This window comes from Anaerobiospirillum sp. NML120511 (genome assembly GCF_023050955.1).
Classification (GTDB): domain Bacteria; phylum Pseudomonadota; class Gammaproteobacteria; order Enterobacterales; family Succinivibrionaceae; genus Anaerobiospirillum.
Window position 1 is genome coordinate 1 of record NZ_JALKIK010000026.1, and the last position, 14,643, is coordinate 14,643.

A 14,643-nucleotide genomic window follows, 5' to 3' on the forward strand; every position below is an offset into this window, starting at 1 on the left:
CGCTGCAGCATCGGGTACTGATAACGATACAGAGTCCCTGGCAGCTGCTGAAACAGAGTCCGAAGCCGCTGCAGCATCGGGTACTGATAACGATACAGAGTCCCTGGCAGCTGCTGAAACAGAGTCCGAAGCCGCTGCAGCATCGGGTACTGATAACGATACAGAGTCCCTGGCAGCTGCTGAAACAGAGTCCACAACTGCTCCAGCATCGGATGGCGCTACAGGGGCTAATATAAAGGAAAAGGTAAAAAAACCTCTTATGGACCTTGATAACTCAGATGAAGAAAAGCACAGTTTTTCTAAGAACTTCATCTTTGTTGATGACACAAATGACTAGGTCTAATATACTGGCTTGTAATCATTTATCCCGGTTACATGGCATCTTAAACAATTATCTTTAAGGAGAGCTTTATGTCTGATAACCTTGAAAATGTAGAGAACTATAGAATTATTATTTTTAATAAACCTGAGCATAAAACCATTACACCCAAGTCAGGAGATAATGCTGGCAAGCAAGTTGGCCTGCTGACCTTCAGGGGCTTTCATCCTGAATATGTTGAAAACTCTGATCAGAAGTTTGTCTCTACCTGGTATCAGATTAACTGCTTCAATGAAAACTCTTTCCCGCTTGCTGAAATACTAGCTGATGGAATGGCTGTATCTGTGTCAGGAAAGGTTAAAGAGGACAGTTACACCACCAGTGATGGAGAGGTTAAAAAGTCTTTAACTATCAATGCAAAGAAGATACTGCTTGATCTGCTCCAGCCCGGTATTAAAGGTATTACCTTTGAGAAAGCTCAAAAAGACAATACATACATGAAAAATAAGTAGAGAGTACACATATGAAAAGGGTCAAACACATCTTTGCATCTATAACCGCAGTCGCGCTTTTTTCAGCTCCAGGTGCTGCTTTTTCAGCTAATCCAGGCATTATGTCGGATCGAAATAATGAGTGCGCAATCTATCTTTGCCTTCCACAAGGGTTTCCTGGCCCATCCTGCAAAAAGCCTCATGAGGCTTTTCTGGAGCGAACTACTAAGACAGACAGCCGCGGAGCTATTATTTATACTCCGCTTCCTCATATAAGCTACTGTCAGGAAAAGATTCCTGATGATCTCGCGCAGAAAGTAGATCAGGCTCAAAATTCAACTGTAAGCTACGAAACAGCTTTTGAAGTACATATGCCTGCTTTTAATAAATGTACAAGATGGTCTGCTAAGAATGAGGTCACGGAAGTCTCATATTGCCAGGCTGTAGCAACAACTCCAGCTCGTGTCTTTGAAAGTAAAGAAAAGCGCCATCCATACGAGACTATTGAGGTCGGCGATAAACAATATACTAAACACTTAGCGCCTACACGCATTTATGTTGATGTTCTTGTCGATGGTGAAATTGTAGGCAAGAGATATATTGAATAAAGGGTGATTAAGGTGAGACTTTTCATTGCTGAGAAGCCTTCTGTTGCCAGATGTATTATTGATGCTCTGGGGCTTAGGTCCAAGGAGAAAGGCTATTATATTGCGCTTAATGGTGACCGGGTCACATGGTGTTTTGGCCATATGCTGGAGCTGGCTGAGCCGGATCACTACCTTGGCTCAAGCGTCCCGGTTAACAGTAAGAATAAAAAGATATGGCGCTACGAAGATTTACCCGTCTTTCCTCAAAGATGGGTAAATATCCCTAAAAGCGACAAAGCTGCACGCAGTCAGCTTACAACGATAGGCAAGCTGATTAAAGCATGCTCAGTTGTCGTCAACTGTGGGGACCCTGACCGAGAGGGACAGCTGCTTGTTGATGAAATACTCGAACACTTCAAATACAAAAAGCCTGCTCTTCGTTATCTTTCAAGTGCTCAGGATATGGCTTCTGTCAGGAAGGCTCTTTCGTCTTTAAAGCCGAACAAACACTATGAGGGAATGGCCAATGCTGCAAGAGCAAGGCAGCGTGCCGACTGGCTTATAGGCATGAATCTTTCCAGAGCTTTTACCCTCTCGGCCGCTAATGAACTTGTCAGTATAGGAAGAGTACAGACTCCTACATTAAACCTTGTTGCTGCTCGTGATAAGGAAATAAAGAGCTTTGTCTCTAACACATTCTTTAAAATTAAGGCTCAGCTGGAGTATGACGGCATTAAGTTTATGGCTGACCTTGATTTGGATGGACTGGGCGTTCTGGATAAATCAGGCTACCTCACTAATGGGCACTCTGCTCAGGCTCTGCTTGATAACCTTAATAAGTGTAAAGAAATCAGGGTTACTGAAGTAAAGGAGGATAAGACCGAGCTTCAACATCCTCTTTCGTTATCATTGGCCGATATCCAGAAGTATGCGGCAGATAAGTTTGGTTTCTCGGCTTCGAAAACACTTGAGGTTTGTCAGTCATTGTATGAGACACACAGACTTACAACTTACCCAAGGTCTGACTGCTCTTACCTTCCTGAAGCTCAGCATAAAGAGGCTCCTGATGTTTTAAAAGCCCTTTTCCAGGTAAACCCGGACCTTTCAGATCTGATCTTAAAAGCCAACCCGGATATCAAGTCCCGTACCTGGAATGACAGCAAAATTACAGCTCACCATGGAATTATTCCTACAACTCAGGTTTTAGATAAATCAAGACTCAGCGAGGACGAGCATAAGATATACTCTTACATAGTAAGAGTTTACCTTGCTCAGTTTTTTATCAAGCCTGTGGTATCAACAACAGACATTAAAATGGCTGCAGGCCCTCTTGTTCTTAAAGCTTCTGGCTCAGTACTGCTGAGAAGTGGTTACAGGCAGGTACTTAATCAAGGCCCCACACATAACACTCAACGTCTTCCCGCATGCCGTAAGGGTGATACAGTGGAGCTGGTAACTGCCACTATCAACAAAGACAGAACGCGTCCTCCTGCTGCTTATAATGAGGGTAGCCTTATTAAAGCAATGGAGAATATTTCAAGTACCGTCTCTCATCCTGAGCATAAGAAATATCTTAAAGACGGGGATGGTATTGGTACGTCTGCAACCAGGGCCGAAATTATTGAGGAGCTTAAACGTAAGGGCTACTTGAAAGTTGAACGCAAGGTCTTAAAAATTACTGATAAAGCACTGAAGTTTCTCACACACCTTCCAGATATCATAAAGAACCCGGTTCTTACGGCAATATATGAGTGCAATTTCAGTGAAATTGAAAAAGGAAAAATGAGTATATCTGACTTTGAAAATAAGGTTGTCAGGCCTTTTGTAGTCAAGCAGGTTAATCTTGCTAAAGGCACTAAAATTAAATGATTATCCTTTAATTACGTCTTAAGGGTGGAGGGTTTATTTGCTCTCTGCCCTTTTTAATACCATAGTTCCCACAAAGCCATAGTGGAAACTCACAGCTGAGTAAGCAAAACATTTCTCCCGGCCTGCCATAATAAGCGTCTTCGCTAAATCATCCGGGAAGACCGCAGCTGCTGGTGCAGAACACAGCGCATGATTGAAAACAAAGGAGCTTTGATATGCTTATTTCCAAAGATGACTATATATGGTTAGAAGATGGTCTTTGTCCTCCAACAATTAAGTTCCATATAGATAATGTAACTTTTCTTGTAGATACGGTAGGACGCTATGAATTAGATAATGAGGGCAATTTGGCACTCGAACTTCCTGTTGTATTACCAGTAGTTGAAAACTTTGTCAGCTGCTTGCCATGCGACCCAATGATTTATGATGATCCTGAATCCAGATTGTTACATGTCGAGTTACCATTAGCCAGGTTTAACAATGTGCTGGACACTAATGGTGAGCTTAAGATAAGAGACCCTCTTCATCCGGAGAATGGTGGCTATTTAGAAGTCTTCAAAGCGTGCAGGTGTCACAACGGAAAAGCAGATGACTGGAGCCCAAGGTTTGATGTCAATATCGCTAAACCATACATGTCAATTACGCCAACTGATATCAATAAGGACAATAATCATTACAAAGCTCCTTTTGATAAGCTGGAAAACTGGCTTAATCACTTAAATGTAGAGTTAATTCTTAACGATAGTGAAAGGCACGAACGTTACCCTTCACCGTACTTTCACTCACACAGTGAGTTTGGGGTATCTCCAAAATCTGACAAGCAAAAACACTACGTCTCTTTCCCCACCATGGATATGTTTAAATCTGAAAACGACTTCCTAAGAGCAGGGGCTATTGTTTGCGCACAATTTACTATTAACAAAGTTTTTCACGGCAGTAAGGACAAAGATCTGAAATTTATCAATAAATTAGAGGTAGTTAAACACAATTCATTTCCCCGCAACATTAAAGGAAAAACAATTGATAGCAGAGCTCATAATTTAGTGATGGCATCCTCCGCAATGATGATCACAGCCCAGCTCGGTGTTACTTTAGATAAAACTGATTTAGCACATTTTTCTAATTGGGACAGAAAGCTTGTATTTGATACAACTGAGAACAGGGACAATCTAAAGAGCATTATCAAAGATTCAGTGGACAGCTACCTGTATCAGAGCAGACTAATAAAGGAAGAAGATTACAACTCGTTAATAGATCTTTCATCACGAATTCCCGCATATCTAAAGAATCTGGATGTTGATAAAAACATAGCCTCCTCCAAAAACGAAGCAAGCCTCTGGGAAAAGTTCTGTGAATCTCGGAGCAATAATCAAATACAAGACAGAAGCATTACATCAAATGATGATAGTTTTAGAGCAAAACTCAATGATTTAGCAAAAGCAATTACAGCCAAAAAGTCTTCTGCAGCATTAGATACACCATCGTCAAAAGCAGCAAAAAGCGTAACTATGGAAAGGTAGTAAGCCGCAGCAATATGCCTCCCCGTATATCGCTGCCGAACCATAAAATATAGTGATAGGAGAATTGATGTGCAGATTTCAAAAGCTGATTATACATGGGAAGAAATAACTGCCAGGTTCCCAATAATAAATGTTCATGCCGGAAGGAACAAATTTAAAATTGACTTAGCTAACACATATTTCGGTATAACTAACGACGGATGCTTGATGGTTAAAGAATATGGTATTCCTATTAGAGGAGGGGCCTATTTGTTTGCAGGCGACAGTCTGACCTTGGGTACAGGAGATGACTTACCTGGACGGGAATTTAAATTTTCGTTGGCATGTTTAGATAAAGTTCTCAACAGGAACAATGGCGAGCTGCTGATAAAAGACCCTCTTAATCCAGAGAACGGTGGTTATCTGGAGCTTTTTAAGGAGTATAAGCATCATAATGGCGCAAAGGATGACTGGACTCCTAAATTTGTTAATTACCTTACTCGTGATATTAAGCAACCTAATGCTCTGAATACAAACGAAGTAAGAGCAGAGCTTGAGCCTGCTTTTAACAAGCTTGAAAAATGGCTAGATCACCTGAATATCAAGTTAGATTTTACAGATAATTATTCCGACCCTACTATAAGGCTTCAATTTCAGCCATTAAATTCCAGACTGGACTTTGGCTTTCATGAATACAATGGCAGTAATTTTGTTATCCCCTCACCAAAATACTTTAAATCTGAAAATGACTTTTTAAGAGCTGGGGCAATTATCTGTGCCCAGGTTGCCACAAGAGAGCTTTTCCACGGCGGAGGCGATCCTGACGCCTTTAAATTTATGAACGAGCTGGGTTTCGTTAAATGCAAAGAATTATCAGACTCTGGTAATAAATGGAGCTCTGAAGCTTATACCGATAGAGCCAGTAACTTAGTTATGGCATCCTCCGCAATGATGATTACAGCTCAGCTTGGCGTTACTTTAGATAAGAAAGATTTGTCAATATTTTCAAATTGGGACCGCAAGTTTGTCTTTGATACAAGAGCAAATCGGAAAAACCTGCAAATTAAACCTTTTAAACCAAAAGACAGAATTCTTTCTGTCATGGAAAGATTGATATCGGAAAAAGACTATGACACTCTTATAGAACTTTCCTCCCGAATACCTGTTTATCTTAAGAACATAGACTTAAATAAGACCATAAGTTCTTCGGCCAATAGACCTGGCCTGTGGGACCAGTTCTGTGAATCCTGGAATGCACAAGCACGTGCCAATAGGGATACCATTGCTGTTCAAGACAGCATTGATGATAAGTTCCGTGACTTAGCAAAAGCAATTACAGCCAAAAAGTCTTCTGCAGCATTAGATACACCTTCGTCAAAAGCAGCAAAAAGCGTAACTATGGAAAGGTAATACGACAGGAGAATGTATGAGCACAAAGGAGATCCGGGATTTTGAGCGTGCTCAGAAGAGACTGGAAAAAGCACTTGAAGCTCATTTCCAGCACAACTATGAAGACGACCCGCTTTTTAAGCCAATCAAAAAAGCCAGACTGCAAAAGCAAAGCGGTGGCGTTTACCTGCATCTGACAGGTTCTAAAAAGGCAGGCGGGAGAAAGGTATCTTCTGCAGGAAGGAGGGCTTCTTCGTTCAGGCGAACACCTGCTTACAGCAAGGGCTCCGGCCTGAGCACGGTATCCAAATTTGAGGGCGTTGTGCACAACACGCCAGAAGCAGTAATTAAGTTCGACAAACCAAGCCGTGGCATCAAGACAGGCAGACACCTCAAACAGGCAGCCTTGTACATTGCCCGTAATGGTCTGGTAGATGTCGAAAACAACGATGGCTGGGACCTGGACAAGGAGGTGTTGGAAGCCATGGTTGAGGGCTGGGAAAGTGCTGATGGTTTGCCAGCAGACAAAGATGACCCGAGATACACAGACAAACTTCCAGCAGCTGCCAGGCGCATGATTCTTTCAGCCCCTCCTGGTACTGACCACAAGGCACTGACGAATACTGCCCGGCAGTTCGGGCATGAGTTTTTTGCAGTCAACGGATTTCATTATGTCTTTGTGCTCCATGCGAAAACTGATGATACTCCCAATGAGCCGGATCACCCGCATGTTCACTTCCTGATCAGAGCAGTGAATGACGAAGGGAAAAGATTAGACGTGCGTAATGACGATTTTCGGCTAATGCGGGAGCGTTACGCCGCGATTGCCAGAGAGAACGGCATTGAGATGAATGCCACGAGGCGCATCGAACGCATGAAGTACGGAAGAGGCAAATCAAGCGAGCGTATTCACCTTGAAAGACGAACCGGCCAGATAACCCGCCAGGCTCCGCCAACAGCCATACAAAAGGCCATGGTTGATGCTGCTGAGCAGCGAATGAAAGAGGTCAGTGACGCCGCCAGCGATCTGGTGAGGACAATCGACGCCCTGGAGCAAAGTGGCCAGCAGGTGCCCGTACCTTCTTCCCGCCTGCCCCTTAGCAAACGGACCATAGCCAGATACAAAGCGGCACAAGCTCGTGCACGTGCATCTCGTGCAGAAACAGAGCAGCAAGCTCCCCAGCAGGAGCACTCAGAAACATCCAAAACCACCTCTTCCCGCAGGCAGTGAAGTTTACCTTCATTCATTTATTTAAAGGAAGTTACTGCTGCGATTGGTGCTGCTACCGCAGCTGCTGGCTGCAGCAACAATTATAGTTACCCCAGGAGTTTGTCTATGAAATTTGACTATCTTGCTTTAAAGCATAATGTTGAAAGGGAGTTAATAAACAGCATTTCCTCCCACAATCAGCCCTATGCACACGGATATTCTGATAATGTTACTAAACCAAGCCAAGGATACCTTGATGCGTTTACAGGATTACTCTGCCCTGTAGCAAATGAAGAGCTTGATGTATTAAGCAAATACATGGAAGATAAGACAGATAAGAGGCTGATAAGAATAAACCAGCTTGATTCTGTTAGAGGCACTTTAAGAGTGGATTTTGATATCAGTTCCGATATCATAATGCTGTCAGGTAGAGATGGGAGTCAGGATGCTTTTATAAGCATGGACTTTCTGCAGAGCTCGGTAATTGGTAAACACCAGGATAAAGTACCAGAGGATATAAAAGCTTTAAAAGATATGAAGTTTGAAAATGGGATTACAGCTGTTCTTGCTAACGATATAACTCTGCTGGATATGCGGTGGCAAATTACAGGTGAAGATCCAAAGCCAGAACATATTAAAAGCATTGCAAATAAATTACTTGCTATCCCCAGGCAAAGCATTACCAAAATTCTTAACAATACCTGTAATATAGCATCTGATATGGCAAGAGTTATAACAGGCAAAGATCTAAATAAAAACGCAGATAAGTCAGCTGTTGCGGCTAGAATTGCAATGAAAATGTTGGAAAAATAGCAATAAAAACCGGTTAATATATTTAATCTTTGAAGTATTTGCTGTGCCTGAATCCAGGTCTTTAGTTGACGTTCTTGCTCTATAATCACATGGTCTTTATTTGAGATTATTTATTAAAATGAGATATGAGTCACATGAGGCGCTTGTCATTTGTTTTATTAATTGATATTATTTTCCCAACGACTCAGCAGACCTCCTGCTGAAGACAACGACGTAATTATGAGGTTAAGCAATGTCTGATAGTAATACCGCCTCTCTAAAACTTTCTGTAGCTGGTACTAATGAATGGCGCGAGAAGAACAAAGAAGTCAACGCCAGGCTCGATGCTGAAATTGAGGGTTTTTACAGGGAGAAGGCAAATAAAATTGCTGCAAATGAACTTCTTGCTGCTGCAGCTCTAAAAAGAATTGACGCAAACCCAGCTCTTGCATTAGAAGCTGGAAAACACTTTAATGTAATGTATCGCCCTATCCCGGAAATTGGATTTGACATCCCTGAACCAACTGAAATGCCAAGATTTATTGAGATATACAAGAAGACAGTAAGTGATGGAACTATTCCATCTGGAGACAAACGTTCCTTTGAGGCTGTCCTTGCTAAATTTGAATTGGAACAAAGAGCAAAAGAAGCCGTTAGCTCTAAAATCTAAAATTAGACTTTCATTATATTATGCCCATCATGTATTTTTTATATGATGGGCTCTGTACATATAGGAACACTATGTTTAAGTTTAAAGATCATGATTCAAAACGTTTTCCTTTTGCCAGAAGTGCAAAAGAGTTTGGCTTTAGCTTATCCTCTGCCAGTAACGATCTTGAGAATAATTTTACAGGTATAAGATCTACTGTTGACAACGTAATCGATGCATTAACAAAAGAGCCTATAGGAAACTATGAAAAAGGCATGGAAGGCACTTTAGTTGTCAGATTTTCTGATCTTTCCGAAGAACAGCGTAAAATTGTAGAAAGTCTAGAAAAGATTGGTGCCGCCCGAACTAAAACTGATATCTTTAAAGGATCTCAAACACACATTGACACTAACTATCTAAGAGAGTTTGATCAGGTTAAAAACAACGAGAACCTGAGGGCATTCAATGAATTTATCGAGCCTTTTTCTGATTATATAAAGTTCAAACCTCTTAATGAGTTTTCTAATCAACGTGAATTTATCAGAGAGAATACAAAATTAATTTCTAGCCACTTTATAGAAAATAACCCAGAGATACTCGAGAAAGCTATTATTGCCTCGGCTAAGCGTTTCAACCGTGAAGCCCCTGAGTCATACGTTAACAATAAAAACATAGAAACTGTAAAAGCATTACTGCCATACTTTATCGCAGAACAATTTGGTCTTCCAAAAGAAGGTCCAGGTCAGATAAAAGCAAGTCCTGATCTTATAGCTTCAATGCCTAGAGATGTAGCGGAAACTATAAAAAAGAATGGAGAAGAACTTAGCACCATCTATAATGAGCTCTCGCGTATACCAACAGGTAACCCACTTGGCTCATTTGAATTGACTAGTGATGCTGTAAGAGAGATATTTAAGACCTTTTGTAAAGAATATGATAAAGCATTAGAAAAAGAGGTTCTTGCTCTTTCCGAGCCAGTTAAAGCTGAACCTGCCAAGCCAGAGCCACAGGCTAAGGAGACTCCTGCTGAACCTGCCAAGCCAGAATCACATAGTGCGGTTTTGGACAATTTTAAAACAGATATGAAGAAACAAGGAGTCGATGATCTTTCTCCAATGATTAACAAGGATGGTAAATTAGAGCCATCAGTTTATTTAATGACTCGCCCCGTCCTCGTAGATGGCGATGTATATGGACAACCTAGCTTCCATTCAAAATTAGATACAGGATTAGAAACAAATCTTAAGACTTGCCAAATAAGAGCAGAAAAAAATTACCCTGATAATATATGGCTTACTGAATATGATGCTAGACATTTAGGAGGTCACCTTAAAAAGGATGCGGATATTAATGCTGCAGTCTTATTAGACGAGAAATCAAATTATTACCATCCCGATGACGCTAGACTCAACCCTGGATTCAAAGCTTTCTTTTCTGGTGAAAAGAGAGCAGATAGACTTTTTAATATTGCTGAGTTTGAAGGAATAGACCTTGAAGAAGTCCGGAAGTTAGAAAAGGGAGTTCTTGATTGCAACAAAAGTCTTCCTTTTGATACGTCTGAAACTATCAATAAATTTTTGGAGCGTGAGTTCCAAAAACAATTAGAGCCACAGGCTAAGGAAGCTCCAGCTGAACCTGCTAAGCCAGAGCCACAGGCTAAGGAAGCTCCAGCTGAACCTGCTAAGCCAGAGCCACAGGCTAAGGAAGCGCCTGCTGAACCTGCCAAGTCAGAGCCACAGGCTAAGGAAGCGCCTGCTGAACCTGCCAAGTCAGAGCCACAGGCCAAGGAAGCTCCTGCTGAACCTGCCAAGTCAGAGCCACAGGCTAAGGAAACTCATGCTGAACCTGCCAAGCCAGAGCCACAGGCTAAGGAAGCTCCTGCTGAACCTGCCAAGTCAGAGCCTCAGGCCAAGGAAGCCCCAGCCGAACCTGTCAAGTCAGAGCCACAGGCCAAGGAAGCTCCTGCTGAAGCTGCCAAGTCAGAGCCACAGGCCAAGGAAGCTCCTGCTGAACCTGCCAAGTCAGAGCCTCAGCGCAAATTAGGTAAACTATCTGAAAGCGTAAAAAAGTTCATCTTCAATAAGCTGGATATTAATGTTGATACTTGCCTAGCTAAGGGAATAGATTTTAAGGAAATTCAAAAACTTACTTTAACCAATCTTAAGGATGCGATTATTGACTTTGTTAAAAACAATAAGCAGCAGGAAAAGACCAATGATGTGAAGAAAGGTATGGAACGTTAATATTCTGGCCTTATCATTCGTGTGTTTTATTCCTCAATTAACGGCAGCTGCCCAGTAGGGCAGTTGCTTTACCGTTAGATACATGTATGAACAATAGAGTATTCACCAGCCCTTACATTACTGAAAAGGACAGAGAAAAGCTTAAGCTTGAAAAAAGGACCATGGAGCGGCTGGCAAACGCTGCTACTTTCATGGTTATAATGGCGCAGTCTGGAAGAGAAAGGCTGCTTACCGATGACTATGCAGCAGATGACTTTATACAATTGACTGGCTACAAATATGATGATGCTGCTTATATGGCGTTAAACAGTAAAACCCCCCTCTCTATCTTTAATGTTTACCGGGAAACTCTATACTATGATTTATACAGATTTGAACTTGACCAACGAGCTCAAGAATCACTGAATTTGTAGTCATTTACTTAACAGTGTAGTCATATGTTCAATAGGGCCTTTCTGCCCTATTTTTTTTGGATTCAACATATGAAATATGTAAAAAGCATTACTGAATATCTAAGAGAGAACTCTCATACTCCTATTGATCTCTGGCCTGAACCTGACTTCAGGTATCACCACGAAGCTGAATTTGATCTGGGCATGAACCAGTTTAAAAGAGACTTCGACAGAACTCCGCCTCATGACGCATTTTCCGGTGAGCCCTTCGATAAGGTAGATGCCTATGAAATGATGATGTTCATGAAAGAGAAAGGTTTTACTGATTCACGTTTTATATCAGCAAGACTTATTGAAACCCTCGATATTGATATGGACAGTAAGATTCAACCATTTACCAGCTCTGATAAAGAGAATGCCATAGGAGCCTACTACAACGCTGAGCAGGTTGCGCACATACCGGAACTGCAACTCGCACCTCTCCCCGCAAGCCTTCATATGAAATTTGAAGACTTCTTGAACAACACTAAAGATATATACAATATCCGCTTTAACTCAGACCTTGATTTAACTGGCGATGGCTGTCTTAAAAGAAATGCGTTTAACCTGTCAGATAATACAATTAACCTGCCGCCTATAGGCAAATTTAAAAATACAGAGTCTTTTGTCAAATTCACATGTGAAAACCTTATTGCTGCAACAAGCTCTACGAAGAGAATGGAAAGACTTGTGTATAGCCAAAATGAAGAGATGCTTACCAGAAAGATAGGAGGAGCCCAAATAGCTTCAATGTTTGGCTTCTTGCCCAATAGAGAAGACCTTGCAGACATGGCTGATCTAGCCCTGAACCTCTCAGATCATCAAATAAAAAGAGCCGGTGAACAGGCAGGTAAAGCATGTGACTACTGTAAAAAAACAATGGATATTTTTAATATCAAACAGATGAAAGAAACAACTTCAATCTCGATATTTGAATCTATTAAAAATAACGCGGTTTTTAAAAGAGCTTCTGAGTTACTTAACAAGATAAAAGGCTCACCAGAAATAGTTCAAAGCTCTATTACTGTTAAGCCAAGGCCAGAAAAGGAAAGGTAATTGGCCGCTGTAGCAGCTCTATGCATCAAAGGGTTCCACATAGTCTTACGGGGAGAGCGCCATTTAAGGTGGGGGTTAAAGTAGCTGCTGCACTGGACTCGCAGTTTGTCAGTGACAATACACCTCTTTCCCGTTGGCCCTAAGATGAGCCTTCGTTAAGTTAAGGCTGCTGTTGATTAAGCTTGCCTGGCTAAAAGCATAAGGAGGGTGTGCTGCTGCAGATTTAGCTGGCGGGAAAAGAGAAAGTTTGGGGTAGCTGGTGCTGCTTCCCAGCTTTATCCCGACGAGTGAGTGCAGGCAGTGAAGTTTGATGCAGCTGGTGCCACGGAGAGGCCTGTAGGCAAGAATGTGCTCTGCAGCAAGAGCTGCACATAGTATTACGGGGAGAGCGCCATTTAAGGTGGGGGTTAAAGTAGCTGCTACACTGGACGGGAAGTTGGTAACAATAGACCTCTTTCCCGTTGGCCCTAAGATGAGCCTTCATTAAGTTAAGGCTGCTGTTGATTAATCTTGCCTGGCTAAAAGCATAAGGAGGACGGCGCTGCTACAGATTTAGCTGGCTTCTGTATACGGGTATATGCAACATAGGCAATTAACGCACAAGATCTTTAGGCTCGTTTTGTATGATGGTTCGAGTGTTGGTAGCTTGCATTTCAATAGCCTTGTTAGCAACCATCTCATTGGTCTTAGCAATAACTTTAGAGGCAGTGGTTTTAGAGTAGTCAGGCTCTTTATCAGAGAGATCAATTTTCTCTTGGACAATGTCCTTAACAGGATCATATTGTTTTAGAAACTCATGAACCTTATAAGCAGCAGAGCAAGCTTTTACAATCTCCTCAGGATTGTTGTTTAAAGCCTGAATCCAGCTTTGAATGTAAGCTTTGTTATTGTCCGAAACACCAAGATTTTCCTTGTCTATATCAAGGCGGCTTTTCATCATTGAGGCGCAAATCTCAGCTACTAACTCCTCTTTAGCATAGCTTTGACTACCAAAGCTACCCTCCATAGGTCTAGCTAAGCGGCTTTGATGTCCAGTCCAATGACCCATCTCATGTAACAAGGTTGACATATATTCAACAGGATTTTTCCAATTCTCTTGGGGAACCATGAAAATAGCATCTTGTCCTAAATTGTAATGGCAGCTTTGGAGATTAGTTTTAAAGATAACATTAGCACCGCTGTTTTTTATAAAGGAGTCAAAACGCTCATTGGGGGTGATATTGTAGAGTGGTCTTTGTATAGGAGGCAGCTCTATATTATTGATCTGTTCAACATTAAAAACTGTTATGGCTTTAAATGCCAAACGCTGTTGAAATACAGTTTTGCCCTCGTCATCAACAACGGGTTTACCATCTTTCATTAATGGTATTGGTTTATTGTTCTCATCAAGCTCTAGAGTATTAAAGGGAGAAATAATTTTGGTACCTTTTTCCCCTTTTTTCACATACCCTCCCAAACAGCCAGCTTGAGGATATGTCATCCAGCGTGGATCCTCAAAATTTTGTGCCGTGGCAGAAAATTGAAGTCTAAAATAGTTAAACCCAGAGTATTCAGTGCCAGATAAGGGATTAAAAGGCTTAGTATCAGAAAATCCTTTTGACCAAGGTAATTTTTCCTCTTTCAACGCTTTGATGAAAATGTCAGCATACTCCTTGACAACATTATTATCTTTTGTATTGGTGTTGGATTTTGCAGTCTGCTTATAAGCCATAAATTAGTCCTCAATAAACTAGTACCAGGTTAGTTCTGATTAGCTAGAGCTTCTTTAGCTCGGCACTCAATCTCAAACTCAGCATAAGCACCTTCAAGAGTTTCGCTATTATCTGGGTCATCTAAACGAAAACCCAACTCATCCATGTCTTTAATCATATCCTCACTCCAGTTGCTGGAATCAACATCAATAAACTCTTTCCAGAGTTCAGGATGTTGCGCAAGGCGCTCTTGAGCAGCTTGGGCTAGGGTTTTAAAGGTGGCAGAATAAGTTGCAACTATCTCAGCAGTTGAATCAGAGTTGTTTAAATCAGTCATAATATTCACCATAAAATCACATAAATAAGAAATCACTAGTTCGCTTTAGCATAAGCTAATTTTATCAAACCATGATCTGG

The 14,643-nt window shown here is 41.5% G+C and carries 14 protein-coding genes; 12 read left to right on the plus strand and 2 right to left on the minus strand.

Going from position 1 to position 14,643, the window contains the following annotated elements; translation table 11 throughout:
• From MXE39_RS08215 to MXE39_RS08270, 12 genes are all read left to right on the plus strand, one after another.
• On the plus strand, nt 1–337 hold a 337-nt coding region (locus MXE39_RS08215), incomplete at its 5' end, for a hypothetical protein (RefSeq protein WP_247073936.1).
• 74 nt (nt 338–411) lie between these two features.
• Complete coding sequence (locus tag MXE39_RS08220) at nt 412–831, plus strand: single-stranded DNA-binding protein (RefSeq protein WP_247073938.1); 420 nt, start codon at nt 412–414, stop codon at nt 829–831.
• An 11-nt stretch (nt 832–842) separates the two neighbouring features.
• Complete coding sequence (locus MXE39_RS08225; protein ID WP_247073940.1) at nt 843–1,418, plus strand: hypothetical protein; 576 nt, start codon at nt 843–845, stop codon at nt 1,416–1,418.
• 12 nt (nt 1,419–1,430) lie between these two features.
• The gene (locus MXE39_RS08230) at nt 1,431–3,266 is read left to right on the plus strand and encodes a DNA topoisomerase 3 (RefSeq protein ID WP_247073942.1); all 1,836 of its coding nucleotides are present in this window, start codon (nt 1,431–1,433) and stop codon (nt 3,264–3,266) included.
• A gap of 215 nt (nt 3,267–3,481) precedes the next feature.
• On the plus strand, nt 3,482–4,786 hold the full coding sequence (locus tag MXE39_RS08235; protein WP_247073944.1) for a hypothetical protein: 1,305 nt from the start codon (nt 3,482–3,484) through the stop codon (nt 4,784–4,786).
• A 69-nt stretch (nt 4,787–4,855) separates the two neighbouring features.
• Nucleotides 4,856–6,175 (plus strand): hypothetical protein, encoded by a 1,320-nt coding sequence (locus MXE39_RS08240; protein ID WP_247073946.1) that lies wholly within the window; start codon nt 4,856–4,858, stop codon nt 6,173–6,175.
• A gap of 16 nt (nt 6,176–6,191) precedes the next feature.
• Nucleotides 6,192–7,385, plus strand: coding sequence for a relaxase/mobilization nuclease domain-containing protein (locus MXE39_RS08245; protein ID WP_247073948.1), 1,194 nt, complete (start codon nt 6,192–6,194; stop codon nt 7,383–7,385).
• A gap of 105 nt (nt 7,386–7,490) precedes the next feature.
• Nucleotides 7,491–8,177, plus strand: coding sequence for a hypothetical protein (locus MXE39_RS08250; protein WP_247073950.1), 687 nt, complete (start codon nt 7,491–7,493; stop codon nt 8,175–8,177).
• A gap of 232 nt (nt 8,178–8,409) precedes the next feature.
• Nucleotides 8,410–8,826, plus strand: a complete 417-nt coding sequence (locus MXE39_RS08255; protein WP_247073952.1) for a hypothetical protein — start codon at nt 8,410–8,412, stop codon at nt 8,824–8,826.
• 71 nt (nt 8,827–8,897) lie between these two features.
• Nucleotides 8,898–11,048 carry a hypothetical protein gene (locus MXE39_RS08260; RefSeq protein ID WP_247073954.1) on the plus strand — a complete coding sequence of 717 codons (2,151 nt, stop codon included), beginning with the start codon at nt 8,898–8,900 and terminating at the stop codon, nt 11,046–11,048.
• Nucleotides 11,049–11,134: 86 nt separating this feature from the next.
• Nucleotides 11,135–11,461, plus strand: a complete 327-nt coding sequence (locus MXE39_RS08265) for a hypothetical protein (RefSeq protein WP_247073956.1) — start codon at nt 11,135–11,137, stop codon at nt 11,459–11,461.
• Nucleotides 11,462–11,530: 69 nt separating this feature from the next.
• Nucleotides 11,531–12,535 carry a hypothetical protein gene (locus MXE39_RS08270; RefSeq protein ID WP_247073958.1) on the plus strand — a complete coding sequence of 335 codons (1,005 nt, stop codon included), beginning with the start codon at nt 11,531–11,533 and terminating at the stop codon, nt 12,533–12,535.
• A gap of 592 nt (nt 12,536–13,127) precedes the next feature.
• On the opposite strand, the gene MXE39_RS08275 is transcribed toward MXE39_RS08270, so the two are convergent.
• Together MXE39_RS08275 and MXE39_RS08280 are read right to left on the minus strand one after the other, a co-directional pair.
• On the minus strand, nt 13,128–14,246 hold the full coding sequence (locus tag MXE39_RS08275; protein ID WP_247073960.1) for a zincin-like metallopeptidase domain-containing protein: 1,119 nt from the start codon (nt 14,244–14,246) through the stop codon (nt 13,128–13,130).
• Nucleotides 14,247–14,275: 29 nt separating this feature from the next.
• A complete protein-coding gene (locus MXE39_RS08280) occupies nt 14,276–14,599 on the minus strand; it encodes a hypothetical protein (protein WP_247073962.1) in 324 nt (107 codons plus the stop codon).
• Between the last annotated feature and the right edge of the window lie 44 nt (nt 14,600–14,643).

Bases quoted from the DNA above. Each gene is read 5' to 3' on its own strand.
- MXE39_RS08220 (WP_247073938.1), top strand. From the start codon at position 412: ATGTCTGATAACCTTGAAAATGTAGAGAACTATAGAATTATTATTTTT.
- MXE39_RS08225 (WP_247073940.1), top strand. From the start codon at position 843: ATGAAAAGGGTCAAACACATCTTTGCATCTATAACCGCAGTCGCGCTT.
- MXE39_RS08235 (WP_247073944.1), top strand. From the start codon at position 3,482: ATGCTTATTTCCAAAGATGACTATATATGGTTAGAAGATGGTCTTTGT.
- MXE39_RS08245 (WP_247073948.1), top strand. From the start codon at position 6,192: ATGAGCACAAAGGAGATCCGGGATTTTGAGCGTGCTCAGAAGAGACTG.
- MXE39_RS08250 (WP_247073950.1), top strand. From the start codon at position 7,491: ATGAAATTTGACTATCTTGCTTTAAAGCATAATGTTGAAAGGGAGTTA.
- MXE39_RS08255 (WP_247073952.1), top strand. From the start codon at position 8,410: ATGTCTGATAGTAATACCGCCTCTCTAAAACTTTCTGTAGCTGGTACT.
- MXE39_RS08260 (WP_247073954.1), top strand. From the start codon at position 8,898: ATGTTTAAGTTTAAAGATCATGATTCAAAACGTTTTCCTTTTGCCAGA.
- MXE39_RS08265 (WP_247073956.1), top strand. From the start codon at position 11,135: ATGAACAATAGAGTATTCACCAGCCCTTACATTACTGAAAAGGACAGA.
- MXE39_RS08270 (WP_247073958.1), top strand. From the start codon at position 11,531: ATGAAATATGTAAAAAGCATTACTGAATATCTAAGAGAGAACTCTCAT.
- MXE39_RS08275 (WP_247073960.1), bottom strand. From the start codon at position 14,246: ATGGCTTATAAGCAGACTGCAAAATCCAACACCAATACAAAAGATAAT.